Origin of the sequence: Amycolatopsis sp. NBC_01307 (assembly GCF_035975215.1) — a bacterium.
Taxonomy (GTDB): Bacteria; Actinomycetota; Actinomycetes; order Mycobacteriales; family Pseudonocardiaceae; genus Amycolatopsis.
Genome location: NZ_CP108403.1, coordinates 5,201,051 through 5,227,105, shown reverse-complemented (window position 1 = coordinate 5,227,105; position 26,055 = coordinate 5,201,051). Strand labels below are relative to the sequence as shown.

Sequence of the window (26,055 nt, the reverse complement as noted above, 5' to 3'; positions counted from 1 at the left end):
GGGTAGCGCGTCACCGCTCCTTGCCGGTGGTCTCGTGGACCACCGGCGAGAGCGGCCCGTAGTGCAGCGCCCGGAGCCGGTAGGCCGAGCCCTGTTCACCCGGGAGGGTGGACAGGGCGCACGCCGTCGTGTCCGGGTCCGTCACCTCGATCGGTGAGAAGCCCGGCTCGCCCGGGCGGCGGATCTCGAGCAGGAACCCGGCCTCGTCGGTCGACGCGTCGGCCCAGGTGAACGTCACCGTGTCGCCGTCCGCCACCGCGCGCAGCGCCGCCGCGTCCGGGGCCGCCGGCGCGCCCGCGGTCGTCTCGGCCGACACCGGGCCCGTGAACGGCCGCTCCCGGTAGTAGAACGGCGTCTCCGGTATCAGGTCCGGGTGGTGGTAGCTCGTCGCGTGCGGCGGCAGGAACTGCAGCGTCGTCCACGGCCCGGCCGGGTCGTTCGCGTACTCCACGCGGTGCCCGGCGGCGTCGTCGTCGGGCCACGACAGCACCACGTCGGTGGGGGACGTCAGCGTCGCGGTGAACGACGGTGGCGGGGCCGGGGACGGCGTCGCGGCGCAGCCCGCGGCCAGCAGCGCCACCAGGACGAGGGGTTTCGCGGACACGGCGGCTCCCGGGACGACGGGGGCGGCGGCGGAACGGTGATCAGCTTAGGAACCCGCCCGCACGGCGACAAGACCGTGCCGGTCACCGGTACCCACCAATCCACCCGCGAACCGGCACCGAACCGCGCGAATTCCCGCTGAACCGTTTCCCGCGGGCGTCCGTGTCTGAGGTGTCGAGGTCCGCCGCACGGCGGTGCCGCCCTCACCGAGGAGAGAACGTGATGAACCGCATCCGGACGGCCGTCGTCTGCGCTGCCGCTTTCGCCGTCGTCGCACCGTTGTCGGCCTGTGGCGACATGGCGTCGGGGGCCCAGGGTCCGGAACACGGCCAGCCCGGCCACGTGATGCTGGCCGCCGCGACGGTACCGGGAATCGGGGCGGTCGTCACGGACGCCTCCGACAAGACGCTGTACCGGTTCGACAAGGACATGTCGCAGCCGCCGACGTCCACCTGCGACGGTGAGTGCGCGGCCACCTGGCCGCCGGTGCTCGCCGGGGAGGCCGCACCGATGCTCAAGGGCATCCAGGACACCCAGGTGGGCACGCTGGCCCGCAAGGACGGCAGCAAGCAGCTCACGCTGAACGGCTGGCCGCTGTACGAGTTCTCGGGCGACAAGGCACCGGAGCAGGCGAACGGCCAGGGCGTCAACGGCACCTGGTTCGCCGTCGCCCCGGACGGCAGCAAGATCACCGCCCCGGCCGCGGCCGGCGGCTCCGGCTACTGATACCGACGGTTTCCGGGCAGAACGAGGAAGGACGGGCAGCCGATGAACACCATGGTCGCGCTGCGCTCGACCCACGCACCGCCGGTGGCGCTGCGGGTTGCAGTACTGTCCTCGCCGACTCAGAACACCGTCGGGAGGACGAGGGTGGCGATCGGAGGCAGGCGGCCGAAGAAGGCCAAAGGCGAAGACCTGATTCGGCAGCTTTACGCCGAACACGGGCGGAGCCTGCTGGCCTACGCGACGAGGCTGACCGGTGATCGTGCGGCAGCCGAGGACGTGGTCCAGGAGACGCTGGTACGGGCGTGGAAACACGCAGACGACCTGCAGAACGACGGGAAGGGCTCGGTGCGCGGCTGGTTGCTGACCGTCGCGCGCAACCTGGTCACCGACCGGGCGCGAGCCCGGGCGGCACGGCCACAGGAAGTGGCCGAACCGGCCGAAGGCGTGCCCACGCCGTCCGTCGAGCGCGATCACGCCCAGGGCGTGGTCGACTCGATGACGGTGCTCGGTGCGATGGACGGGTTGTCCAACGAACATCGAGAGGTCCTGGTGGAGATCTACTACCGGGGACGGACGGTGGCCGAAGCGGCGAGAACACTGGGCGTCGCACCGGGTACCGTGAAATCAAGGTCGTACTACGCACTCAGGGCTCTCAGAGCCTCGATGATCTCGGGAAGCGGAACGGAGGTGGCGCGGTGAACGCGGTGGACGAAAGTCATACACAGCTCGGCGCGTACGCCCTCGGGGCGCTCGACCCGGCGGAGGCGGCCGACTTCGAACGACGGCACCTGCAAACCTGCGCCCAGTGCAGGTTCGACCTGAACGAGCTCGTGGCGTTGCGCGAGTCGCTCGACGAGGTGCCGCCCGAGGCGTTCCTCGACGGGCCGCCCGAAGGCGGGGAGCTGCTGCTGCAGAAGACCCTCCGGCGGGTGCGCGAAGAGGAGACGGCGGCGCCGGCGCGGACCGCGTCGCGGCCGGCGTCCCGGCGGGGCCTGGCCCTGGTCGCGGCGGCGGTGCTGGTCGTGGCCGCACTCGGCGGCGGGATCCTGGTCGGGCGGCAGACGTCCGACTCGAGCATCGCGGCGCCGGCGTTCCCTCCGGACACCCCGGCGGGGACGAAGAGCGTCGAAGGGCGGGATCCGACGACCGGCGTGCAGCTGGCCGCGTCGGTGGCGCCCTTCGCGGGCTGGGTCAAGGTCAACGTCGCCGTCAAGGGCGTCAAGGCCGGGGAACAGTGCCTGCTGCAGGTCGTGACCAAGGAAGGCCAAGCGGTCACCGCCGGCAGCTGGAAAGTGTCCGAGAAGTGGGAGAGCCAGGGCTTTTCGCTCGACGGGTCCGCGCTGGTCGCGCCCGACGACGTGAAGTCGGTCGACATCGTCACGGTGGACGGCCGGAAGCTGGTCTCGGCCCAGGTGTGAGGTCGTGACGGGCGCGCGCTACCGGTTCAGCAGCTCCTGGCTGCTGCCCGGTACCGCGCCCGAGCGGGTGTTCGGCGCGGTCACCGACCTCGCCGGCTACCCGCGGTGGTGGTCGGACGTCCGCACGGTGCGCCGGGTGGACGACGACACCGCCGAACTGGTCTGCCGTTCGCGGCTCCCGTTCCGGCTGGTCGTCCGGATGCACCGCGACCACCAGGACGAGCGGGCGGGCCTGATGCGGGTCAGGCTCAGCGGAGACCTCGAAGGGGTGCTGGCCGGCACCGTCCGCGCGACGGGCGCGGGGACGCTGCTGGAGATCACCCAGGACGTCCACGCGCGCAAGGCGTTGCTGCGGCGGTTAGACACGGTGGCCCGGCCACTCTTCCGCGTGAACCACGCGCTGATGATGCGCCGGGGGCACCGGGGTTTGAGCACCTACCTCGCGTGAGCGGGGCGGCGACCCGGCCGGGAGAACCCGGGTCGCCGCCCCGATCACGCGGAACCGGCGACGCACACCTCCGGCTCGGTGGCGCTCCGGTGTGGACGGCGGGCCAGCACCGCCGCCCCGAGCGCGATCGCCGCGATCAGGAACCCCGCGCTCGTGCCGTAGGCCAGCCGGAAGCCCGACGCCAGCGCCTCGCGGTGGTCCACCGCACCCAGGCTCGCTGTGCGGGACGCGGCCACCGTGGCCAGCACCGCGGTGCCGATCGCCGCCCCCACTTGCTGCGTGGTGTTGATCAGCCCGGACGCCACTCCCGAATCCGCCGGCGCGGTACCCGACATCGCCAGGCCCATCAACGCGGGGATCGCCATGCCGGCGCCGAGGCCCATCACCAGCAACGGCGGCAGGACGTCGGTGAAGTAGTCACCCCGCACCGAAACCCGGGTGAGCAGCAGCAGGCCGGCGATCACCAGGCCCAGACCGGACAGCAGCACCGTGCGCGGCCCGAACCGCTCCGCGAGCTTGCCCGCGAAGCCCAGCGACGCGATGGCGATCACGACCGGCACCGGCAGGAACGCGACGCCGGTGCGCAGCGCGTCGAGGCCGAGCACCTGCTGCAGGTACAGCGCGGTGACGAACTGGAAGCCGAGCATCCCGGCGACCATCAGGACCATCACCAGGTTGGCGCCGGTGACCGCGCGGCTGCGGAACAGCCGCAACGGCAGCAGCGGCGTGCGCGCCTTCGCCTGGCGCACCACGAATCCGGCGAGCAGGACGACGGCGGCACCCAGGGCGATCCGGTTGTAGCCCGTGATCCCGTAGACGCCGAGCATCACGGCGGCGGTGACCAGGACCGCGCCGAGCGCGTCCAGGCCCGCCCGCAGGCCGGCGCCGCGGTCCGCCTCGACCACCCGGACGGCCAGCACCAGCGCGACGGCGCCGATCGGCAGGTTGACGTAGAACGTCCAGTGCCAGCTCAGCGCCTGGGTCAGCGCGCCGCCCGCGATGAGCCCGATGGACGCGCCCGCGGCCTGCGTGAAGCTGTAGACGCCGATCGCCTTCGCCCGGGCCCGCGGCTCCGGGTACATCGTGACGATCATCCCGAGCACCACGGCCGACGCCAGCGCGCCGCCGACGCCCTGCACGAACCGCGACACGACCAGGACGGCAGCGTTCCCGGCGAGGCCGGCGGCCAGCGACGCCGCCGTGAACAGGCCCAGGCCGCCGAGGAAGACCCGGCGGCGGCCGAGCAGGTCGCCGAGCCGGCCGGAGAGCAGGAGCAGGCCGCCGAAGGCGACCAGGTAGGCGGTGACGACCCAGGCGAGCCCGGCGGCCGTGAAGCCGAGGTCGGCCTGGATCGCGGGCAGCGCCACCGCGACGATGCTGCTGTCGAGCACGACCATCAGCGACGCGGCGCACAGCACCGCCAAGGCGAGCCCGCGGGATCGGGTGGGACGGTTCTCGGCCATGGCAGGCCCCTCCAGTCGAGCGTTTCCCCTGGTCGTCTCCAGGGCACTTCTTGTAACAGTGCCCATCATGTGTGACCATGGGGACGCCGTGAAGGAGGCACTTCCATGTCCCAGGGGAACATCGGTGTACCTGTCCAGGCAGCGGAGGTGGACTCGGCGAAACTCGAGGCCTGCACGCTGCTCGAGGTCATCAACCGGGTCAGCGGGAAGTGGCCGATCGGCATCCTGCTGGAGGCCATGCGCGGCCCGGTGCGGTTCACCGAGCTGGAGCGCGCGGTCGAGGGCATCAGCCGCCGGATGCTGACGCTGACCCTGCGCAACCTGGAGCGCGACGGCCTGCTGGTGCGCACGGTCTACCCGACGGTCCCGCCACGCGTGGAGTACGAGGCCACGCCGATGGCGAAGGAGCTGTACCAGTCCCTGAGCGGCCTGCTCGGCTGGGCGGAGCGGCACCGCGAGTCGATCGCCGCCGCCCGCGTCGTCTACGACGGTCACGCCGCCTGCTGACAGGCCTTCCCGCCCGTGTGAACTTCGCGTGAAGCGATGCATCTTTCCTAGCGAAAGCTGCGCCTCGGGGGCCTTCGGACGCAGCTTTCTCGCCGAAAGTGCCGCCTAGCTGAAGACGTGGAAACGGGCCGCGGTGCGAAGTCGGGGAACTCGCACCGCGGCCCGCGTGGCTCGTGCTCAGCGGGGGCGTGAGCACGAACGTGGTGGGGTTACTTCGCGGGTTGCTTGGCCGCGTCGTCCAGGTCGTCGGTGCCGGCCGCGTGGCTGTGGTCGTCGAGCATGGTCGCCTCTTCGAAGGGTTCCTGCCCGGCGAAGACCCGCTCGGCCTTCTCCCGGTCGAACTCCTTCGTCCAGTTTCCGATGAGGACGGTCGCGACGGCGTTGCCGGCGAAGTTCGTCAGCGCGCGGGCCTCCGACATGAACCGGTCGATGCCGAGGATGAAGCCGACGCCGTTGACCAGTTCCGGCCGGTGCGATTGCAGGCCGGACGCCAGCGTCGCAATGCCCGAGCCGCTGACGCCCGCCGCGCCCTTCGACGCGATGATCATGAACGCCAGCAGGCCGATCTGCGAACCGATCGAGAGCGGCTCGTCCTGCGCGGCGGCGATGAACAGCGTCGCCATGGTCAAGTAGATCGCCGTGCCGTCCAGGTTGAATGAGTAGCCCGTCGGGACCGTGATGCCGACGACCGACTTGCTGACGCCGACGTGCTCCATCTTCGCGATCAGCCGCGGCAGCGCCGACTCCGAGGACGACGTCGAGAGGATCAGCAGGAACTCGCGGCCGAGGTAGCGCAGCAGGTTCCAGATGAACACCCGGGCACCGAGCCACAGCACGATCCCGAGGATCACGAACACGAAGATCAGGCAGGTGGCGTAGAAACCGATCATGATCACGGCGAGGCTCTTCAAGGCGGCCCAGCCGGTCGCGCCGACCACCGCGGCGATGGCGCCGAACGCGCCGATCGGGGCGGCCCACATGATCATCGACAGGACGCGGAAGACCAGCCGCTGGATGTGCTCGATGCCGCGCAGGATCGGGGCGCCCTTGGGGCCCAGCTTCTGCAGCGCGAACCCGACGAACAGCGCGACCAGCAGGGCCTGCAGGACTTCGCCGTCGGTGAAGGCGGAGACGAAGGTCTTCGGGATGATGCCGAGCAGGAAGTCGACCGGGCCTTCGGCGCCGGTGGCGGACTTCTGGACGCTCTTCACGTCGGCCGGGTTGAGGTGCAGGCCGGTGCCCGGGTGCAGGATGTTGCCGACGACCAGGCCGATCGCCAGGGCGAAGGTCGACATGATGATGAAGTAGAACAGCGCCATCAGACCGACTTTGCCGACCTTGGCCGCTTTCGCGACCGAGCCGACGCCGATGACGATGGTGCAGAAGATGATCGGCGTGATCATCATCTTGATCAGGTTGACGAAGCCGTCACCGAGGGGCTTGAGGCCCTTGGCGAAGCCGGGGAAGAGGAAACCCACCAGGATCCCGAGGGCCACCGCGACGATCACGGCCAGGTACAGGTAGTGGGTCTTGTCCCGCTTGCGCGGGGTCTCCTCGGTTGTCGGTGGGGTCGGCACCGTTGCCTCCAGCTCAGGGGTGTTCCAGGTTGCGGCACACTGTAGGCGCACGGAGGTGACCCGGCTCACTTGTGTTCATTGAGTTCGCGCGATGATCGCACCGTCCCGTTCGGACACCCGGGCCCCGGTGTGCTGGTATGAGGAGGTGTCCCCGACGTCGTCCCGCTGGAGCCTGGCGCGCCAGCTGCTCGTGCTGCAGCTGGTGGTGCTCTGCGTGCTCGCCGGCGCCGGGATCACGTTCGCCTACCTCGACGCGTCGCGGGCGACCGACCAGAACGCCAAGGACCAGGTGCGCGCCGTCGCCGCGACGGTGGCCGACGCGCCGTCCGTCATCGCCGCGGTGGACGCGCCGGACCCGAGCGCCACGCTGCAGCCGTTCGCGGTGCGCGTGCAGGCCGACACCGGCGTCGACTTCATCACGATCATGAGCCCGGCCGGGATCCGCTTCACCCACCCGAATCCGGCCCTGATCGGGCAGCACTACATCGGGAACATCGCGGTGGCGCAGCGCGGGCAGCCGCTCACCGAGACCTACACCGGCTCCCTCGGCCCGTCGATCCGCACGGTCGTCCCGGTGTTCGGCGCGGGCCAGCGGGTGATCGCGCTGGTCGCCGTCGGGATCACCGTCGCGGCGATCTCGGCCGAGCTGCGCGAACGGCTCTGGCCGCTGTTCGGCGTCGCGGGTTCGGTGCTGCTGGTGGGCGCGTTCGGCGGCTGGCTGATCAGCGCCCGGCTCCGCCGTCAGACGCGCGGGATCGCGCCGGACGAGCTGAGCAACCTGTTCGAGTACCACGAAGCCGTGCTGCACTCGGTCCGCGAAGGGGTGCTGCTGGTCGGCCGCGACGGGAAGGTCGGGCTGTGCAACGACGGCGCGCGTGTCCTGCTCGGACTCGACGCGGACCCGGTCGGCCGGGAGCTGGGCGCGCTGGGCCTGCCCGTCGAGCTGGTGACGGCGTTCGGCTCGGCCGAGACCCGCGCCGAGGAGCTGCACCTGACCGACGCGCGCGTGCTGCTGGTCAGCACGACCGCTGTCCGCGCGGGCGGCCGGGCGCAGGGCACCGTCGTGGTCCTGCGCGACCACACCGAACTGCAGTCGCTGACCGGGGAGCTGACCACCGCCCGCGGTCTCGCGGAGGCGTTGCGGTCGCAGGCGCACGAGGCCGCGAACCGGCTGCACACCGTGGTTTCCCTGGTGGAGATCGGCAAACCCGAGCAGGCCGTCGAGTTCGCGACGGCCGAGCTCGCGCTCGCCCAGGAACTGACCGACCGCGTCGTCGGCGCCGTCGCCGAACCGGTGCTCGCCGCGCTGCTGCTGGGGAAGGCGGCCGAGGCGAGCGAACGCGGAGTGGAGCTGACGATCACGCCGGACACGATGATCGACGACGCGACCCACGGCGTCGCCGCGCGCGACCTCGTCACCATTCTCGGCAACCTGATCGACAACGGCATCGACGCCGCGGTGCACGGCGGCGGCCGGCCGGCGGTCGTCGTCACCGCCCGGTCCGACGCGGACGAGCTGCTGCTGCGCGTCGCCGACACCGGTCCGGGCGTCCCCGACGACGCCGACGTCTTCCGCCGCGGCTGGTCGACGAAGGCCGGGGAAGGACACGGCCTCGGGCTCGCGCTCGTCGGGCAGGCGGTGCGCCGCTACGGCGGTACGGTCGACGTCGGGCGGGACGGCGGCGCGGTGTTCACCGTGCGCCTGCCGCGGCAGGAGGCCGGCCGGTGATCCGGGTGCTGGTGGTGGAGGACGAACCGGTGGCCGCCGAGGCGCACCGCGTGTACGTCGAAAGGCTCGCGGGGTTCTCCGTGGCGGGCGTGGTCCACTCCGGTGGCGACGCTCTGCGGTTCTGCGAACGCGAGCCGGTCGACCTGGTGCTGCTGGACTTCTACCTGCCGGACACCCACGGCCTGGCGGTCTGCCGCTCGCTTCGCGCGGCCGGGGTGCCGATCGACGTCATCGCCGTGACGTCGGCGCGCGACCTCGCGCTGGTGAAGGCCGCGGTGTCGGTCGGGGTGGTGCAGTACCTCCTCAAGCCGTTCACCTTCGCCACCCTGCGCGAAAAACTGGAGCGCTACGCCGAATTCCGCGACGCGTCCGGCGAGGTGTCCGGCCAGGCCGAGATCGACCGCGCCCTGGGCACGCTGCGCACGACCGAGCAACCGCCGCTGCCGAAGGGCATGAGCGTCCAGACGCTGGAAGCGATCACCGACGCGCTGGGCGGGGCGGCGGACGGCCTGTCGGCGGGCGCGGCGGCGGCCGCGATCGGCGCGTCCCGCGTCACGGCCCGCCGGTACCTGGAGTACTTGGCGGACAACGGAATGGCCCACCGCGAGCCGCACTACGGCCAGGTCGGCCGGCCCGAGGTCTGGTACCGCCTGACCCGCGCGTGACGGCGTCACGGCACCGGCGCGTCACGGCTCCAGGCGGCCGGTCAGCTGCTCGCTCCAGGCCCGGATGGCCGCGGCCTGGCCGGGGGTGAGCGTGTCGAGGAAGTAGCGGCGGATGTTGCCGGCGTGCCCGGCGACGGCGTCCCGCGCGGCGCGGTCGCCTTCGGCGGTCAGCCCGACCCGTGTGCGGCGGCCGCCGGTCCCGGACTCCGTGCGTGCCACGAAACCGCGGTTCTCCATCCGGGTCAGCTGGTGCGAGACGCGGCTCTTCTCCCAGTCGAGGGACGCGCAGAGCTCGCTGACGCGCAGTTCGTGGCCGGGTGCGCGCTGCAGGGTCAGCAGCACGCTGAACTCGGCCTTCGAAATGCCGGAGTCGCGTTGCAGGCCGCGGTCCAGCTCCCGGGTGAGCAGGCGCTGAGCCTGCGTCCAGGAGTGCCAGAACTCCCACTCGTCGGGGGTCAGCTCCGGGGTCTCCGTCATGCAGGGAGCGTACCCGAGAGTTGACGTGTCAACTGGAGGCGACCTACAGTTGACGTGTCAACTGAGCAAAGGGGAATCATGGGAACTCTGGTGCGCGGCGGCACGGTCATCAGCGTCGACCCGGCGATCGGCGACCTGCCGCGCGGGGACGTGCTCGTCGAGGACGGCCGGATCAGCGCCGTCGCCGAGCGGGTCGACGCGCCGGTCGCGGACGTGCTCGACGCGACCGGCATGCTGGTGCTGCCCGGTTTTGTCGACACCCACCGGCACACCTGGCAGGCGGTGTTCCGCGGGCTCGCCGCCGACTGGACGTTCGCCCGGTACGGCCCGGCGATGCACGGCCTGCTGCGGCCGCTCTACCGGCCCGAGGACGTGCTCGTCGGCACGCTGCTCGGCCGGCTCGAAGCGCTGCACTCGGGCGTCACCACGGTGCTGGACTGGTGCCACTGCACCGACACCCCCGCCCATGGCGACGCGGCGCTCGACGCCCTGCGCCAAGCGCCCGGGCGGAGCGTTTTCTGTTACGGCGCGGGCATTGCCACCGACGGTCCGGTCGCCGCCGAGCTCGCCCGGATGCGCGACCGGTGCCCCGGCGACGACGGGCTCGTGACGATGGCGGCCGGCCTGCGCGGCCCGCAGCGGACCACCATCGAGACCACGGCCGCCGACGTCGCCGCGGCCCGCGACCTCGGGCTGCGGGTCAGCGTCCACGCGCACGTCCGCGCCGGGGCGACGACGGGCCGCCGGCCGATCGCGGCGATGGGGGAGCACGGGCTGCTCGACGACCGGACGACGATCGTGCACGGCAACGGCCTGGACGACGACGAGCTGGCGATGCTGGCCGACGCGGGCTGCTCGGTGTCGATCAGCCCCGACGTCGAGCTGAAGATGGGCCTCGGCTGGCCGGAAACCGGCCGCGTGCTCGCCGCGGGCATCCGCCCGACGCTGTCCGTAGACAACTGCCCCACGGCCGGCGGCGACATGTTCTCGGCCATGCGCACCGCGCTCGGCGTGCAACGCGGCCTCGACACCGCGCACGGCCGGCCGCCGTCGGTGACCAGCCGTGACGTGCTGGAGTTCGCCACCGTCGACGGCGCCCGCGCCCTCGGGCTCGGCGACCGGACCGGCAGCATCACCCCGGGCAAGCAGGCCGACCTCGTGCTGCTGCGCGCCGACGACCTGACGCTCTTCCCGGTCAACCACCCGGCGGGCGCGATCCTGTCCGCCGGACATCCCGGGCTCGTCGACACCGTGCTCGTCGCCGGCGAAGTCGTCAAACGCGGCGGCGCGCTGGTCGGCGTCGACCTCGACGAGCTGCGAGAACGCGCGTTGCGCTCCCGCGCCCGGATCGCCGCGGCCGCCGGCGTCCCCCTCGACGGGTCGTGGCTTCCCGTATAACGCCCTATACCGCGGCGCGACTTCCGGGGGTTCCGGTGGGGAAAGCATTGCGGTACAACGGGAACCTGCCGATGAAGGGGAAAGCCGCATGCGGAACTGGGCCGGTCTCGTCGCTGCGGTGCTGCTGCTGGCAGCGGGGGTCGCCACCCCGGCGTACGCCGGCGAACCCGCGGGCACCGTCACCGACGTCCAGGTGACCGGGCCGGTCGCGCAGCGGTTCAACCTCGTCGTCCTCGGCGACGGCTACACCGCGGCCGAGCAGCCGAAGTTCCAGGCCGACGTCGCGCGGCACATGAACACGCTCTGGTCGCTCGAGCCGTTCAAGTCCTACCGCAGCTACTTCAACGTCTACGCCGTGTCGATCGCCTCGCCCGAGTCCGGTGTGGACTGTGACCCCGGGCTGGACGCGCCGCAGCGGAACACGCCGCTGAACATGGGGTTCTGGGGCGGTTGTGACGCCGGGAGCGTGCAGCGGCTGCTGACCGTCGACGACGCGGCCGCCCAGCGCTACGCCGACCTCGTGCCCGGCACGACCAAGGCCAACCGGCAGATCCTCGCGCTGGGCAACAGCACCACCTACGGCGGCGCGGGCGGCACCTACGCGACGGCGTCGGGCGGCAACGCGCTGTCGGCGCTCATCTCGCCGCACGAACTGGGCCACTCGCTCGGCGGCCTCGACGACGAGTACGACTACTACGCGCGCGGCGTTCCGGGCGGGGCGTACGAAGGCGGCGAGCCCGCGTCGATCCACCACACCACGCTGACCGAGCAGCAGCTGCGTGAGCAGCACGCGAAGTGGTACCGCTGGCTCGGCGAGCCCAGCGAGTCCGGCGGCACGATCGGGCGTTACGAAGGCGGGCTCTACACCCAGACCGGCGTGTGGCGGCCCAGCGCGCACTCGATGATGAAGACCCTCGGCTACGCCTACGACCAGGTCGGCCGCGAGCGGATGACCCAGCGGATCTCCGCGAAGGTGCCGCTGCTGGGCGACGGCACCCCGGCCGGGACGATCGGCGCCGACCGCGTCGTGTGGATCCGGACCATGCACCCGGTCGGTCACCGCCTCGACGTCACCTGGACCCTCGACGGCCGTCCCGTGCGTGGCTCCGACGCGCTCGACCTGCGGCAGGTCCGCGTTTCGCCGGGCAAGCACACGCTGACGGCGAAGGTGACCGACCCGACGCCGTTCGTCCGCGACCCGGCGGCCCGGCCGACGGCGACACGCACGTGGACCGTCGACCCGGCGGTGACCACCGCGCCTTCCGGCGGCCCCGCGGTCGTGGGGTCGACGCCGACGTCGCAGCCGGTCGGCGGCCACGACGTCGTCTACGTCGAAACCGGTGAGCCGACCGGCTCGATCCCGTCCGTGCACTGGAAGCTCGACGGTCGTCCGGTCGCGAGCGGCCCCGACTTCGCCCTCGGCGAGTCCCGCGGCGCGCACACCCTCACCGCGACCACCGGCGGCACGACCCTGACCTGGGCGGTGGACGCGTCCGGCCCGACGACGACGGCCGAGCTGCCGGCGGGCGAGGACCACGTCTTCCACGGCTCGTTCACGATGCGCCTGACGGCGTCCGACGGTATGCCGGAGTTCCGCGTGGACGGCGACGGCTGGCACAAGTACTACGGCTGGCCGACGGACCCGGACGCGCCGTTCCTGTTCACCCCGCGGGGGACGGAGATCGACGGCCTGGCGTACGGCAACCTCGGCCCGGGCGGGCTGACGGTCTCGCCGTTCGCGCCCCGCACCCCGGGCTACGGCCGTCACCGCATCGAATACCGCTCGATCGACGCGGCGGGCAACGTCGGCCCGACGAAGTCGGTCACGGTGACGCTGCTGCCGTGACGCGCACGCGTAAACCCGTTGGCGATCCACGGCGGCCACTGCTACCGTCCCGGCAGCCGTGCCAGAGAACGAGGAGGTGGTACCCGTGACCGCAGTAACGACATGGGTGCTCCCCTCCGGGGTCACGGCCGGGCGATAGGTCGCCTGAGGAGCGCCGTTCAGCGCACTCCCGAAAGGCACGACCATGCACTTCACCTCAGAACAGCGCCTCGACGACGGCGTCCTCGAGCGCGAGTTCACCCTCGGCGAGATCCCTGGCATCCTGTGGACGCCCGAAACCACGGCCGCACCGACTCCGCTGATCCTGCTCGGCCACCCCGGCGGCTTGCGCAGGATGTACCCCCGGCTGGCGGCCCGGGCCCGGGCCGCCGTGGCGGCGGGCTACGCCGCGGCCACGATCGAGCTGCCCGGCAGCGGTGACCGGCCCCGGTTCGCCGCCGTCGACGAGGCCCGCGCCGACCTGCAGCGGGCGCTGGGGGCCGGTGAGCCGGTCACCGGCGACATCGTCGACCGGCTGATCCTCCCGCTGGTCGAGCGGGCGGTCCCGGAATGGCGGACCACCCTGGACGCCCTCCTCGCGCAGCCCGGGATCGGCGGCCCGGTCGGGTTCTCGGGCGGGGTGCTCGCGATCGCCATCCGGCTGGCGGTGGTCGAGCCGCGCATCGTGGCCGCGGGGCTGTTCGCCGGGAGTTACGTGCCGCGCAGCATGGTCGACGAGGCCCGCCAGGTCACCATCCCGCTGCTGGTCCTGCTGCAGTGGGACGACGAAGGCAACGACCGGCAGCTCGCCCTGGACGTCTTCGACGCCTTCGGCTCGAAGGAGAAGACGTTGCACGCCAACATGGGCGGACACACCGGCATCCCGGCGTTCGAGGGTGACGACGGGAACCGGTTCTTCGGCCGGCACCTGAGGTAAGGCGGCGGTTCAGCGTGGCCGGCCCGGCACTCCCGGCCGGGTCTGCCACGGCCGCGGCCCGTCGAGCGGCCGGTACTCGACGCCGAGCGCGTCCAGCCGCGGCAGGTGGTGGTCCTGCAGCCGCGGCAGGAACTCGGCGTAGTCGCGCGGCCCGCTGCTCCACGCCACCTCGGCGAACGCCGACAGCCGTGGGAAAGCCATGTAGTCGACCCGCCGGACGCTGTCGAGGTGCTCGCTCCACACCTGGGCCTGCACCCCGCGCAGCCGGGGGCCGCTCAACGCCGGCTCGTAGGCGTAGACGTCCGCCAGCGTGTGCACCATGCCGACCGGGATCGGCTCGTCCGGGTGCGCGGACTGGCGGTGGTCCAGGTACACGTGCTGCTCGGGGCACATGACGACGTCGTGCCCGGCCGCGGCGGCCTGCTGTCCCGCGGTCTCGTTCTGCCAGGAGCCGATCACCATCGGGGGCAGGCCGCCGATGTCGAGGACCTCGTCCCAGCCCATCGGTGTCCGGCCGCGGGCCACCAGGTGCTCGGCCAGCAGCCGGACGAACTTGCGGTGCTCGTCGGTCGCGCCCGGCGTCTCGTCGCCGCCCAGGGCGATCACCGGGGACGGGAAGATCTCCAGCAGGTGGTCGAACACCGTGCGGAAGAAGTCCAAAGTGGACTCGGACGGATCGAGCAGTGAAGTGCTGATGCCCCAAGCGGTCCAGATCTCGTAGGACGCCTCGGTGCCCAGCTCCGGGTACGCCGCCAGCGCCGCGCGCGCGTGGCCGGGGATGTCGATCTCCGGAACCACCGTGATCGCCCGCTCGGCGGCGTAGGCCACGATCTCCCGCAGGTCGTCGCCGGTGTAGAAACCGCCGTGCGGCCGGCCGTCCTGCGTGCCCCCGCTGCCCGCCATCGACGACGGCCGCCAGCCGCCCACCGACGTCAGCTTGGGGAAGCCGGGGACCTCGAAGCGCCAGCCCTGGTCGTCGGTCAGGTGCAGGTTCAGCACGTTCAGCTTGTGAGCGGCCAGCAGGTCGACGAACCGCAGCACCTCGGCCTTGGTCCGGAAGTGCCGGGCGACGTCGAGCAGGCAGCCGCGCCAGCCGAAGCGCGGGTGGTCTTCGACGACGCCGCACGGGATCGAGAGTTCCCGGCCGAGCGAAGCCGCGCGGAACGCGTCCGGCCCCACGAGCTGGCGCAACGTCTGCCGCCCGTAGACCTCCCCGGCCGCGTCGGCACAGGACAACATGACGCCGTCCGGCGAGATCTCCAGCCGGTAGCCCTCGGCGGGCAGGTCCGCGGGCCGCACCTCGACCGGCGCGGGCCACGGGCACGAACCCGCGGCGGGCGTCACCGAAACCGGGCGGGGGAGCAAGGTGGCAAAAGACATGTCAGCCCTTCACGGCGCCGGCCATGCCGGACACCAGCCGTCGTTGGACGAGGACGAAGAACACCAGCACCGGCACGGTCATCAGCGTCGAGGACGCCATCACCGCGCCCCAGTCGGTGTCCTCCGGTTTGAAGAACACCAGGATCGCCTGCGGCAGCGTCTGGTTCTCGGTCTTGGAGATGATGAACGTCTTGGCGAAGAGGAAGTCGTTCCACGCGTGGATGAACGCCAGCACGCTCACCGCGACCAGCCCGGGCGCGACCAGCGGGAACAGGATCTGCCAGGTGAAGCGCATCCGGGACGCGCCGTCGAGCTTGGCCGCCTCCTCCAGCTCCACCGGCACCGCCGCGACGAACCCGCGCAGCATCCAGATCGCGAACGGCAGGCTGAAGGCCAGGTGCACCAGCACCAGCGAACCCAGCTCGTTGAGCCCGAACGCCGGCGCCACGCCGCCGATCTGGCGCATCAGGAAGAACAGCGGGATGGTCAGCGCCTCCACCGGCACCATCTGCGCGACCAGGATCATCACCAGCAGCACGGTCCGGCCCTTGAACGAGAACCGCGTCAGCGCGACGGCCGAGAGGAACGACAGCAGCAGCGACAGCACCACGACGACCAGGGCCACCACCAGGCTGTTCAGGAAGAACCGCCCGAAGCCGGACACCGTGAGCACGCGCTGGAAGCTGTCGAACGACGGGCTGAACGTCCACGGTTTCGGGTTCGCCGACTGGATCTCGCCCGGTGGCTTGAACGCCGAGAGCAGCATCCAGTACAGCGGGAACGCGACGATCCCGGCGATCACGACCGTGACGATCTCGGCGATCAGCCGGCCCGGACGGCGGACGCGGCGGACGCGCCGGCTCGTGATCACAGCCATGCCGCGCTCCGGCGCTGCGAGCGGACGTAGAGCCCGGTGACGGACAGCAGCAACAGCGTCATGACGACTCCGATCGCCGAGCCGAGGCCGTATTCCTGCCCGGCGAAGGCCTGTTGGTAGGCGTAGACGTTGAGGACCAGGTTGCGCCCGGCCACGCCACCGCCGTTGGTCATCACGTAGATCTGGGTGAACACCTTGAAGTCCCAGATGATCGACTGGACGGTCGCGATCACCAGCAGCGGCCGCACCATCGGCAGGACGATCGCCCACGTCGAGCGCCAGGCCGACGCGCCGTCGAGCGACGCGGCCTCCAGGACCTCGTCGGGGATGCCCTTGATCCCGGCGTACATCGTCACCATGACGAACGGGAACGAGCACCAGACGACCTCGGCGGCGACCAGGCCGAACGCGCCGATCGTGCCGAACGTCCAGGAGTGGTGCTCGAAAGGCAGCCCGATCCCCGAGAGCACCTCGTTGACCAGCCCGAAGTCGGTGTCGAAGAGGAACAGCCAGACGTAGGAGCCGGCCATCGCCGGGGTCGACCACGCGCCGAGCGCGGCGAGGAACAGCAGCATCCGGGGGAGCGCGCGCACCCGGCTCGCCAGGACGGCGAGCCCGGTGCCGACCAGCAAGCTGCCGAGCACGCAGGCCGCGGCGAACCCGACCGTGTTGCCGAGCACCGTCCAGAACTGCACCTGCGACAGCAGGTCGGCGTAGCTCGCGAAGCCGAGGAACACCAGCGGCGCGTTGCCCGCGGCCTGCGGCTGGCCGTAGTCGTAGAACGAGATCAGGACCAGTTCGTAGATCGGGTACGCGAGCAGCGCGGCGAGCAGGATGCCCGCGGGCAGCAGGTACAGGATCGCGGCCCGGCCGTCCCGCCGCCGCCGTCGCGGCGCCTTGGCGGGCGCCGCGACAACGGGACGGGTTTGCTGGGCGACCACTACCCGAAGGCCTTGTCCATCGCGGCGGCGGCGTCGGTCAGCGCGGCGGCCGGGTCCTTGCCGCCGGTGGCGATCTGCTGCACGGCGGTCGGCAGCACGTTCTGGCTGTCGATCTTGGACCACGCCGGCGTCGCCGGGACGAACTTCGTGCCCGCCTTGAGGGTGTCGACGAACGGCTTGAGGAACGGGTCGTTCGCGGCGAGCTTCTGCTGCACCGAGCTCAGCGTCGGCAGGTTGCCCATCGCCGTGTACATCTTCTCCTGGTACTTCGCGCCGCCGAGCAGCTCGATGAACTCCAGGGCCAGGCCGCGGTGCTTGCTCGCGTTGAACACGCCCAGCAGGTTGCCGCCGGCGAACGCCGGGGCGACGCTGCCCGCCGTGGTGCCCGGGATCGGCACGACGGCGTACTTGCCCTTCACCGCGCCCTGGTCGACGGCCTTGCGGTTGAAGTCGCCGCCGACGGTCATCCCGGCCTTGCCGCCCGCGAACGCCGTGACGCTCTGCGTGCCGGTCAGGTTCGCGCACTGCGCGGGCGGGCAGATGTCGTCCTTGAGCAGGTCCGCGTACTGGGTGACGCCGGACCTGGCCTGCTCACCGGTGACCGTCGACTTCCACTTGCCGTCGCTCTCCTGCGCCAGCTCACCGCCGTTGGCCCAGAGGAACGGCAGCATCGCGTAGGTGTACTTGCCGCCGACGGAGATGCCGTACAGGTCCGGCTTCGCGGCGCGGATCCTGCGGGCGTCGTCGGTGAGCTCGGCGAGCGTCGTCGGCGGCTTGAGGCCCAGCTCGGTGAAGACGTCGGTGCGGTAGTACAACGCGCGGACGCCGGTGTACCAGGGCAGGCCGTAGGTCTTGCCGCCGGACTTCGCCGTGTCGACGACGGTCGGGATGAGGTCCTTGCCCTTGCTCCACGACGCGAGGTCGCCGGTCAGGTCGGCGAGCGCGCCGGTGGCGGCGTAGTTGGAGACGTCGGTGTTGCCGAACTCGGCGACGTCCGGCGCGTTGGCCGGGTCGTTGAAGGCGCCGGAGAACTTGTCGGCCCGGCCCTCGACCGGCACCCACTGGACGTCCACCTCGACGCCCTGGTGCGCCGCCTTGAACTCGGCGATCGCGTCCTTGACCGCCGCCTCCTTCGGCGCGCGGCTGGCCTCGTCGAACAGCCAGACGCGGACGGTGCCGGTCTTGTCGTCCGCGCCGGCGCCCGCGGGCGCGGACTGGGTGGGGGCGCAGCCGGCCAGCAACGCGAGGCCGGCGACGACGGGCAGGGTGCGGCGCAGTCTCATGGGGTCCCTCCAGTGGGAGGTCGTGAGTGCGTAACAGTGTTAGAACACTGTTACGCACTCACGACCGGTGCTCAGACGAAGTAAGTGGAGTTGACGCTGCCGACGGCCAGGCTGCCGGCGACCGCGCCGGGCAGGCCGGTGGCCGGGTCGCGCGGCAGCCAGGTGACGGTGCCGGAGCGCTGGTTCGCGACGTAGAACCAGGCCTCGGCGGGATCGAGGGACACGTGCCGCGGCCAGTTGCCGCCACTGGACACAGTGGACACCAGCCTGAGCGTCGCGCCGCCGCCGGAGACGGCGAACGTGGCCAGGGTGTTGGGCCCGCGCACCGTGGCGTAGACGAACTTCCCGTCGCGTGACACGACGATCTCGCCCGGGTACAGGTCGCCGGTGCTGCCCGCCGGCACGGCCGGGACGACCGACAGCGCCTTGAGCGTGCCGGTCGCCGCGTCCCAGCTCGCCACCGTGATCTCGGGCCGCAGCTCCTGCACGATGTAGGCGAACTTCCCGGTGGGGTCGAACGCCAGGTGCCGCGGCCCGGCGCCGGTGGGCAGCTTCAGCTGCTGGTGCTGCGAAAGCTTCCCGGTGGCGACGTCGAGCGAGTAGACGTACACCGAGTCCGCGCCGAGGTCGACCGAGAGCACCCAGCGCCCGCTCGGGTCGTTGACGACCTGGTGCGCGTTCGGCGCGCGGTCGGATCCCTGGTGCTGGGCCAGATCCGTGGCCGCGCCGAGCTTCCCGCCCGTCAGGATCGGCAGCACGACGACGCTGCCGGTGCCGTAGTTGGCCGCCAGCACGTACTTCCCGCTCGAGTGCACGCTCAGGTGCGTCGGCGCGCTGCCCTTCGTCGAAACCTTGTTGAGCAGCTTCGGGTTCGTGACGTCGGTGATGTTCAGCGCCGAGACGAACCCGTTCGGGTCGCCCTCGTTGGTGACGTACAGCGTCTTGCCGTCGGCGCTGCGGCCGAACCAGGACGTGTCGCTGATCCCCGGCACCGTGCGGACCTGGGTCAGCGCGGCGCCGGAACGGCTCGTGACGTCCAGGCCGTGGCCGTCGGCTCCGCTGGTGTAACTGCCGACGTACACGGTGGCTCCAGCGGTGCAGACCTGCGCGGCGGCGGACGCGAACTGCGCGCCCAGGACGGTGGCGGCGCCGGCGGCACCGGCCGCGCCGAGGAACGTGCGACGGGAAAGCTCGGCCATCGTGGTGTCTCCCAAGGGTATCGGTGACGGCGAACGTGGCGGCGTATCGGTCCAGTGTAGTGGAAATTCCGCTGTGGTCTAGACCACAAGCATGGCCAGTGCGGCGACCGCGAAGCCCGACACCGAAAGCACGGTCTCCAGCGCGGTCCACGTCTTCAGCGTCTCCGGCACGGTCATCCCGAAGTAGCGCGAGACGATCCAGAACCCGCCGTCGTTGACGTGCGAGGCGATGATCGACCCGGCCGAGATGGCCACGACGATGAGCGCCAGCTGCGCCTGGGAGTAGTGCAGCTCGGCGACGGTCGGCGCGACGATGCCACTCGTGGTCACGATGGCCACCGTCGCGGATCCCTGGGCGATCCGCATGCCGCAGCTGATCACGTACGAGGCGAGGATCACCGGCAGGCCGGCGTCCCCCAGCGACTTGGCGACGGCGGTGCCGATGCCGGTGGCCGAGAGCACCGCGCCGAAGAACGCGCCCGCGCCGACGACCAGCAGGATCATCGCGACCGGCCGCAGCGCCGCGGCGGACAGCTCACCGAGCTGCTTGCCGTTGATCCCGCGCCGGTGCCCGAGCAGCCACGACGCCAGCAGCACCGCGATGGTCAGCGCGACGGCGGGCGTCCCGATGAACGCGGCCACCCCGGCTAGCGTCGAGCCCTTGGGCAGCCAGATGCTGCCGAACGTGCCCGCCAGGATCAGCACCAGCGGCACCGCGATGATGCCGCCGACCAGGCCGAGCGACGGCGGGTTCTCGTGCTCGTCGTCGGCGCCGCCCAGGTCCGCGAACTCCTCGGGGATCTTGATGTCGATCTTCTTGCCGATCCACGTCGAGTACAGGATGCCGCCGACGAACCACGCCGGGATGCCGCAGATGGCCCCCATCAGGATGATCCAGCCGAGGTCGACGTGCAGCAGCCCGGCGGCCGCGACCGGCCCGGGGTGCGGCGGCAGGAACGCGTGCGTGATCGACAGGCCGGCCAGCAGCGGCAGGGCGTAGAGCACCAGCGAGCGGCCACCCTGCTTGGCGGCGGCGTAGACCAGCGGCGCGAGCACGAAGATGCCGATGTCGAAGAACACCGGGATGCCGAAGATCAGGCCCGAGACGCCCATCGCCAGCGGCGCGCGCTTCTCGCCGAACGCCCGCAGCAGCGACGACGTCAGCACGCGGGCGCCGCCGGACTTCTCCAGGATCGACCCGAGCAGGGTGCCGAGCCCGATGATCGCGGTGATGTGCCCGAGGATGCTGCCGAATCCCTTCTCCAGCAAGGAGTCCGACGTCTTCTGCGCGGTGCCGACCAGGGTGCCGACGGGCAGGCCGGCGGCCAGCGCGGTGAGCAGGCTGACCACGATCAGGGCGATGAACGGCTCGACCTTGACCTTGATGATCAGCAGCAACAGCAGGGCGATCGAGACGGCGGCGAGGGTGAGGAGCCCGCCCGTGGTGTGTTGCAGCCAGTGGATCATCGGGTTCTCCCGGGATTGCGCAGGGATCGGCCGGCGAGGGCGCCGGTGGGACGGCCGTCGTCGAGGGCGGCGACGCCGTTGACGAACACGTGCGTGATGCCCGCGGCGGCCTGCCGCGGGTCGTCGAAGGTCGCGGTGTCGGTGACCGCGTCCGGGTCGAACAGCACCAGGTCCGCGGCGTAACCGGCGCGGACGAGCCCGCGGTCGGTCAGCCGCAGCCGCCGCGCGGCCCGCCCGGTGAGGTGGGCGACGCACTCGGCGAGGTCCAGCACGCCCAGTTCACGGACGTACCGGGCCAGGTAACGGGGGAACGTGCCCCAGGCCCGCGGGTGCGGGCGGGCGCCGACGAGCAGGCCGTCGCTGCCGCCGGTGTGCGTCCGGTGGCGCATGATCGCCTGGACGTTCTCCTCGTGCCCGACGTGCATCAGGCACGACGTGCCGAGGCGCTCGTCGAGCAGCGTGTCGAAGTACAGTGCCGCCGGTTCGCTGCCCGCGGCGCGCGCCGAACCGGCGACACTGTGCCCCACCAGGTGGGCGTTGTGGTCGTTGCGGACGCCGTTGATCTCGATGGCGTCCCAGTCGATCGGGACGCCGTGCGCGCCGTCCGAACCGGACCCCTCGATCTCGGCCCGGATCCGCTCGCGAGTGTCCACATCGGACAGCCGGGCCAGGGTCGCGTCGAGCCCGCCTTCGGTGGCCCAGCTCGGCAGCAGCGCGGACAGGTAGGTCGCGCCCGGCAGGTACGGGTAGGTGTCGAGGGTGACGTCGCAGCCGTCGTCGAGCGCCTCGTCCAGCAGCTTCAGCAGGTCGGGCGCCTTGCCCTTGTTCACCGAGAAGTTCATCGTCGCGTGGGCCAGGTGCAGCGGGCAGCCCGACCGCCGGGAGACGTCGATCATCTCGGCGAACGCCTCGAGGGCGCCCTTGCCGTAGCTGCGGTGGTGCGGGCTGTAGAAGCCGCCACCCTCGCCGACCACGCGGCACAGCTCGACCAGCTCACCGGTGTCCGCGTACATCCCCGGCGTGTAGGTGAGGCCCGACGACATCCCCATCGCGCCCTCGGCCAGGCCGGTCGCGACGAGCTCCTTCATCCGCGTCAGCTCGGCGTCGGTGGCCGGCCGGTCGTCCCAGCCGACGGCGAGCATCCGCACGGTGCCCTGCGGCACGAGGTACGCGGCGTTGACGGCGATGCCCTGGTCCAGGCGGTTGAGGTACTCGCCGACCGAGCGCCAGTTCCAGTCGAAGCCGGCCGGGTCGTCGTTCCAGCCCGCGAGCTGCTGGCGCAGCGCCGCGAGGACGACGTCGTCGACCGGCGCGTAGGACAGCCCGTCCTGGCCCAGCACCTCGGTGGTGACGCCCTGGGTGATCTTGGCCGGGTGGTCCGGGTTGGCCAGCAGCTGCAGGTCGGAGTGCGAATGCATGTCGATGAACCCGGGCGCGAGTACCAGGCCGTCGGCGTCGATGTTCCGGTTCCCGGCCAGCGAACCGGCTTCCGCGACGCTCGCGATCCGGCCGCCGGTGATGCCGACGTCGTGGCGCGTGAGCGCGTCCCCGGTGCCGTCGGCGACCAGCGCGCCGCGGAAGACGACGTCCATCAGAACCACGTCCGGACGAGGTCGACGACGGTTTCGCCGTCGGCCGCCGTCACCGGCAGGAGCGGCCACTTGTCGAACACCGTGCACGGGTGCGAGAGGCCGAGCCCGATCCAGTCGCCGACCTCGACCGGCGACCCCGCCGGCAGCGTGAGGAAGGCGTGCTGGTCGTTCATCTTCGCGATGACGTGGCCGTCGAGCGGTTCCGCGGGGCCACGCGGGGTGCGGCGCAGCTGCGGTTCCGGCATGCCTTCGTCGAAGGACGCGTCCCGCTTGCCGATGGTCAGCAGCGCCAGGGTGTCCGACGGCTTCGACGTCACCTGGGCCCAGGCGTGCAGTGCGGGCCGGAACGACGCGACGCCGTCGATGCGCGGGTGCTCGCCGAGCGGGGAGATCTCGCGGTAGAAGCCGTCGTCGTGGGTGATGTAGGCGCCGCTGCGCAGCACCGGGAGCACGTCGAGACCGTCCGGCCACGGCTTGGTGAGCTCGTTCGCGACCTGGTCGAAGTAGGCGCTGCCGCCGGCGGTGACGATGATCTGGCCGTCGAGGAGACCCTTGTCCGCGAAGGTGATCGCGAGCTCGCGCAGACCGTCAACGTAGGAGCTGATCTTGGCGAGCGCGGCGTCGTCGGTGTCGTGCGAGAGCGCGCCCTCGTAACCGCCGGTGCCGCGCAGCCGCAGCGCCGGGCTGGCGTGCACGGCTTCCGCGACGGCCAGCGCGGTCGCCGTGTCGCGGACGCCGGTGCGGCCGCCGTCGGCGCCCAGCTCGAGCAGGACGTCCACCGGCCGGCTCGTGCCTTCGAGAGCCTCGGTCATCAGCTCGACGCCGCGGACCGAGTCGACCCAGCAGATGAACTCGAACGAGGGATCGGCGGCCAGCTCGGCGGCCAGCCAGCGCAGGCCGCTCGGGTCGAGCAGCTGGTTGGCCAGCAGGATCCGCGAGACGCCGAACGCGCGGTAGATGCGCAGGTGCCCGGCGTTGGCGCAGGTGATGCCCCAGGCGCCGTGCTCGATCTGGCGGGCGAACAGCTGCGGGGCCATCGTCGTCTTGCCGTGCGGGGCGAGGACGACGCCGCGGGCGGCGCACCAGGCGGCCATCGTCCGAAGGTTGTGCTCGAGCGCTTCGTCGTCGAGCACCACGAAGGGCGCGAAGAACCCGTCGGTGAACAGGTTGAGCCGCCGGTCCGCGGCTTCGCCCAGCGTGAGCCCGGTCAGGGCGGGCGCGGCCGAGCGGAACCGCCAGTCGACGCGCTCCTGGCGGAGGGCGTCGAGCGCGGCGGTGTCGATCGAGCAAGGGGCGGGTGTGTTCATCGGCGGCGACCTCGGTTGCGTATGTTGCAACGACTGTTGCGCATTTTGAGTGCCATAGGTGTAGCATCCGGGTCGCCACAGGTCAACGGGGTGAAGGACAGGGGAGACGGAAAGTGACAAGCGGGCCCGAAGTGCTCTGTGTCGGCGAGACGATGGCGCTGTTCGTGCCCGCCGAACCCGGCCCGCCGGACGAGGTGCGCCAGTGGACGCGCACCATCGGCGGCGCCGAGTCGAACGTGGCCTGTCACCTGCCCGCCCTCGGCGTCCCGAGCGGCTGGGTGAGCGCGGTCGGCGACGACCCGTTCGGTCGCGCGATGCTGCGCGAGATCGCGGCGGCCGGCGTCGACGTCAGCGCGTGTTCGGTGGACCCCGTGCGCCCGACCGGGCTCTACGTCAAGGAAAGCGGCGCCGGCGGCAGCCCCGTCCGCTACTACCGCACCGGCTCCGCGGCGTCCGGCATGGGCCCGTCGCTGCTGGATCGGCTCGATCTCGACGGCGTCCGCGTGCTGCACCTGTCCGGCATCACCCCGGCGCTGTCCGACAGCTGCCTCGCGCTGGTGCGCGCGCTGCTGGACGCGCCCCGCGGCGATCGGCTCGTCTCCTTCGACGTCAACCTGCGCCCCGCCCTGTGGGCCGGCCGCGACCCCCGCCTGCTCGCCGAACTGGCCGGGCAGGCGGACATCGTCCTGACCGGCGACGACGAAGCCCAGCACGTGTGGGGGACCGGCGACCCGGTTTCGCTGCGGGCCCTCCTGCCGGGCCCGCGCACGCTGGTCGTCAAGCATGGCGAACGCGGCGCGACCCTCGTCGAAGGCGAGCCGCTGTTCGCGCCGGCGTTGCGCGTCGACGTCGTCGAGCCGGTGGGCGCCGGGGACGCGTTCGCCGCGGGTTTCCTGGCCGCGACCCTGCGCGGCGCCGCGCCCCTGGAACGGCTCCGGCGCGGGCACCTGCAGGCCGCCGCCACCCTGCTCACCCACGACGACGTCGGCGTACCGCTGCCGCGCACGGTCGTGGATACCCTGCTGAACGCGGGCCCGGACGAGTGGCGTTCGGCCAGGCTGACGGGAGAGGGGGTTCTCGCTTGAGTCAAAGCCTGGACCGCGCGCTGACGCTGCTGAGCTCGATCGCGCAGGACGCGCGCACCCTCGACGACCTCGCCGAGGAGATCGGCGTCCACAAGTCGACGGTGCTGCGCCTGCTGCGCACCCTGGAGCAGCACCACTTCGTCCGCCGCGAGGGCACCCGCTACTACCGGCTCGGCAGCGCGATGTTCGACCTCGCGAACCAGGCCCTCGACTCGATCGACGTCCGGCGCAGCGCCCAGCCCGCGCTGGCCGCGCTCAACGCCCGCACCGGGCACACCGTGCACCTGGCCAGCTACGACGACGGCGAAGTCGTCTACATCGACAAGTACGAGGGCCGCCACTCGGTGCGGATGTACTCCCGCGTCGGCAAGCGCGCGCCGCTGCACTGCACCGCCGTCGGGAAGGTGCTGGTCGCCGCGATGCCTCAGGCGCGTCGGGAAGAGATCGCGCGGTCCATGGAGTACCCAGTGCTGACGCCGAACACGATCACCACGCCCGAGGACTACCTCGCGGAGCTGGACCGGGTCGCCCAGCTCGGGTACGCCGTCGACAACGCCGAGCACGAGGACTTCATCCACTGCGTCGCGGCGCCGGTGCGCGGCGCGGACGGCGAGGTCCTGGCCGCCGCGTCGATGTCGGTGCCGAAGGTGCTGCTCGACTACGAAGGCCTGCTCGCGCTGGTGCCGGACCTGCGCGCCGCGACGAACGAAGCTTCCGTCCACAGTGGATGGACGGGGAACGGAAAGGGGCACTGATGAGCAAGACGGCAGTTTCCACCGAGAACGCGCCGAAGCCGCCGGCGAAGTTCTCGCAGGCCGTCCGCAAGGGAAACCTGTTGCAGGTCGCGGGCCAGGTGGCCTTCGACCCGGCCACGAACGAGATCGTCGGCGACGACGTCGCGGGCCAGACCCGCCAGACGTTCAAGAACATCGAAGCCGTGCTCAAGGAGGCGGGCTCGAGCCTCGCCGACGCGATCATGGTGCGCGTCTACCTCACCGACACCGCGCACTTCGCGCCGTTCAACGAGGTCTACAACGAGCTCATCGGCGAGGGCCCGCACGCCGCCCGCACGACGGTGTACGTCGGCCTCCCGGGCGAGCTGCTCGTCGAGATCGACGTGCTCTGCGTGCTGGACTGAGCCTCTCCCGGGG

25 protein-coding genes are annotated in these 26,055 nt (G+C 71.7%); 13 read left to right on the top strand and 12 right to left on the bottom strand.

The features are described from left to right. Positions 1–10: 10 nt before the first annotated feature. Positions 11–604 (bottom strand): fibronectin type III domain-containing protein, encoded by a 594-nt coding sequence (locus OG439_RS21885; RefSeq protein WP_326951198.1) that lies wholly within the window; start codon positions 602–604, stop codon positions 11–13. Between the two features lie 221 nt (positions 605–825). Here OG439_RS21885 and OG439_RS21880 point away from each other — a divergent pair, with 221 nt between their 5' ends. The 4 genes from OG439_RS21880 to OG439_RS21865 all read left to right on the top strand — a co-directional run bounded on the left by OG439_RS21880 (position 826) and on the right by OG439_RS21865 (position 3,195). Continuing rightward, entirely contained in the window at positions 826–1,329 is a 504-nt protein-coding gene (locus tag OG439_RS21880) for a COG4315 family predicted lipoprotein (protein ID WP_326951197.1), read from the top strand. 144 nt (positions 1,330–1,473) lie between these two features. Then, positions 1,474–2,028: a sigma-70 family RNA polymerase sigma factor gene (locus tag OG439_RS21875; RefSeq protein ID WP_247064425.1), complete on the top strand. Its 555-nt coding sequence runs from the start codon at positions 1,474–1,476 to the stop codon at positions 2,026–2,028. After that, the gene (locus tag OG439_RS21870; protein ID WP_247054088.1) at positions 2,025–2,747 is read left to right on the top strand and encodes an anti-sigma factor family protein; all 723 of its coding nucleotides are present in this window, start codon (positions 2,025–2,027) and stop codon (positions 2,745–2,747) included. The genes OG439_RS21875 and OG439_RS21870 overlap by 4 nt, the downstream gene beginning before the upstream one ends. A gap of 4 nt (positions 2,748–2,751) precedes the next feature. Further along, on the top strand, positions 2,752–3,195 hold the full coding sequence (locus OG439_RS21865; protein ID WP_326951196.1) for an SRPBCC family protein: 444 nt from the start codon (positions 2,752–2,754) through the stop codon (positions 3,193–3,195). A 44-nt stretch (positions 3,196–3,239) separates the two neighbouring features. Here the strand turns inward: OG439_RS21865 and OG439_RS21860 are convergent, their stop codons facing one another. Then, positions 3,240–4,658 (bottom strand): DHA2 family efflux MFS transporter permease subunit, encoded by a 1,419-nt coding sequence (locus OG439_RS21860; RefSeq protein ID WP_326951195.1) that lies wholly within the window; start codon positions 4,656–4,658, stop codon positions 3,240–3,242. 105 nt (positions 4,659–4,763) lie between these two features. Here OG439_RS21860 and OG439_RS21855 point away from each other — a divergent pair, with 105 nt between their 5' ends. Beyond that, positions 4,764–5,165: a winged helix-turn-helix transcriptional regulator gene (locus OG439_RS21855; RefSeq protein ID WP_326951194.1), complete on the top strand. Its 402-nt coding sequence runs from the start codon at positions 4,764–4,766 to the stop codon at positions 5,163–5,165. 209 nt (positions 5,166–5,374) lie between these two features. Here OG439_RS21855 and OG439_RS21850 read toward each other — a convergent pair whose 3' ends face one another. Then, positions 5,375–6,742: a cation:dicarboxylate symporter family transporter gene (locus OG439_RS21850; RefSeq protein WP_326951193.1), complete on the bottom strand. Its 1,368-nt coding sequence runs from the start codon at positions 6,740–6,742 to the stop codon at positions 5,375–5,377. A gap of 91 nt (positions 6,743–6,833) precedes the next feature. Here OG439_RS21850 and OG439_RS21845 point away from each other — a divergent pair, with 91 nt between their 5' ends. Together OG439_RS21845 and OG439_RS21840 are read left to right on the top strand one after the other, a co-directional pair. Continuing rightward, positions 6,834–8,471, top strand: coding sequence for a sensor histidine kinase (locus OG439_RS21845; RefSeq protein WP_326951192.1), 1,638 nt, complete (start codon positions 6,834–6,836; stop codon positions 8,469–8,471). After that, positions 8,468–9,136 carry a response regulator gene (locus tag OG439_RS21840; RefSeq protein WP_326951191.1) on the top strand — a complete coding sequence of 223 codons (669 nt, stop codon included), beginning with the start codon at positions 8,468–8,470 and terminating at the stop codon, positions 9,134–9,136. The genes OG439_RS21845 and OG439_RS21840 overlap by 4 nt, the downstream gene beginning before the upstream one ends. 21 nt (positions 9,137–9,157) lie before the next feature. Here OG439_RS21840 and OG439_RS21835 read toward each other — a convergent pair whose 3' ends face one another. After that, positions 9,158–9,613, bottom strand: a complete 456-nt coding sequence (locus tag OG439_RS21835) for a MarR family winged helix-turn-helix transcriptional regulator (protein ID WP_326951190.1) — start codon at positions 9,611–9,613, stop codon at positions 9,158–9,160. 78 nt (positions 9,614–9,691) lie between these two features. On the opposite strand from OG439_RS21835, the gene OG439_RS21830 reads away from it, so the two are divergent. The 3 genes from OG439_RS21830 (at position 9,692) to OG439_RS21820 (ending at position 13,773) form a co-directional block, all read left to right on the top strand. Next, the gene (locus tag OG439_RS21830) at positions 9,692–11,011 is read left to right on the top strand and encodes an amidohydrolase family protein (RefSeq protein WP_326951189.1); all 1,320 of its coding nucleotides are present in this window, start codon (positions 9,692–9,694) and stop codon (positions 11,009–11,011) included. Between the two features lie 88 nt (positions 11,012–11,099). Continuing rightward, the gene (locus OG439_RS21825; RefSeq protein ID WP_326951188.1) at positions 11,100–12,857 is read left to right on the top strand and encodes a M64 family metallopeptidase; all 1,758 of its coding nucleotides are present in this window, start codon (positions 11,100–11,102) and stop codon (positions 12,855–12,857) included. Positions 12,858–13,041: 184 nt separating this feature from the next. Further along, positions 13,042–13,773: an alpha/beta hydrolase gene (locus OG439_RS21820; protein ID WP_326951187.1), complete on the top strand. Its 732-nt coding sequence runs from the start codon at positions 13,042–13,044 to the stop codon at positions 13,771–13,773. 9 nt (positions 13,774–13,782) lie between these two features. Here OG439_RS21820 and OG439_RS21815 read toward each other — a convergent pair whose 3' ends face one another. The 8 genes from OG439_RS21815 to OG439_RS21780 form a co-directional block, all read right to left on the bottom strand. Then, complete coding sequence (locus tag OG439_RS21815) at positions 13,783–15,153, bottom strand: beta-N-acetylhexosaminidase (protein ID WP_326951186.1); 1,371 nt, start codon at positions 15,151–15,153, stop codon at positions 13,783–13,785. Position 15,154: 1 nt separating this feature from the next. Next, the gene (locus OG439_RS21810) at positions 15,155–16,030 is read right to left on the bottom strand and encodes a carbohydrate ABC transporter permease (RefSeq protein ID WP_326951185.1); all 876 of its coding nucleotides are present in this window, start codon (positions 16,028–16,030) and stop codon (positions 15,155–15,157) included. Beyond that, entirely contained in the window at positions 16,021–16,971 is a 951-nt protein-coding gene (locus tag OG439_RS21805) for a carbohydrate ABC transporter permease (RefSeq protein WP_326951184.1), read from the bottom strand. Before OG439_RS21805 ends, OG439_RS21810 begins: the two co-directional genes overlap by 10 nt. Continuing rightward, positions 16,971–18,254, bottom strand: a complete 1,284-nt coding sequence (locus OG439_RS21800; RefSeq protein WP_326951183.1) for an extracellular solute-binding protein — start codon at positions 18,252–18,254, stop codon at positions 16,971–16,973. The genes OG439_RS21805 and OG439_RS21800 overlap by 1 nt, the downstream gene beginning before the upstream one ends. A gap of 71 nt (positions 18,255–18,325) precedes the next feature. Beyond that, entirely contained in the window at positions 18,326–19,453 is a 1,128-nt protein-coding gene (locus tag OG439_RS21795; RefSeq protein WP_326951182.1) for a lactonase family protein, read from the bottom strand. Between the two features lie 78 nt (positions 19,454–19,531). Then, entirely contained in the window at positions 19,532–20,920 is a 1,389-nt protein-coding gene (locus tag OG439_RS21790; RefSeq protein WP_247054053.1) for a GntP family permease, read from the bottom strand. Then, a complete protein-coding gene (locus tag OG439_RS21785; protein ID WP_326951181.1) occupies positions 20,917–22,512 on the bottom strand; it encodes an N-acyl-D-amino-acid deacylase family protein in 1,596 nt (531 codons plus the stop codon). The genes OG439_RS21790 and OG439_RS21785 overlap by 4 nt, the downstream gene beginning before the upstream one ends. Beyond that, positions 22,512–23,819, bottom strand: a complete 1,308-nt coding sequence (locus OG439_RS21780; RefSeq protein ID WP_326951180.1) for an amino acid deaminase — start codon at positions 23,817–23,819, stop codon at positions 22,512–22,514. Before OG439_RS21780 ends, OG439_RS21785 begins: the two co-directional genes overlap by 1 nt. 113 nt (positions 23,820–23,932) lie before the next feature. Here OG439_RS21780 and OG439_RS21775 point away from each other — a divergent pair, with 113 nt between their 5' ends. Genes OG439_RS21775 through OG439_RS21765 form a run of 3 tightly spaced genes read left to right on the top strand, consistent with a single transcriptional unit; the run spans position 23,933 to position 26,042 of the window. Beyond that, positions 23,933–24,904, top strand: coding sequence for a sugar kinase (locus OG439_RS21775; RefSeq protein ID WP_326951179.1), 972 nt, complete (start codon positions 23,933–23,935; stop codon positions 24,902–24,904). Continuing rightward, on the top strand, positions 24,901–25,659 hold the full coding sequence (locus tag OG439_RS21770) for an IclR family transcriptional regulator (RefSeq protein WP_326951178.1): 759 nt from the start codon (positions 24,901–24,903) through the stop codon (positions 25,657–25,659). Before OG439_RS21775 ends, OG439_RS21770 begins: the two co-directional genes overlap by 4 nt. Further along, entirely contained in the window at positions 25,659–26,042 is a 384-nt protein-coding gene (locus OG439_RS21765) for a RidA family protein (protein WP_323337905.1), read from the top strand. Before OG439_RS21770 ends, OG439_RS21765 begins: the two co-directional genes overlap by 1 nt. Positions 26,043–26,055 lie beyond the last annotated feature (13 nt).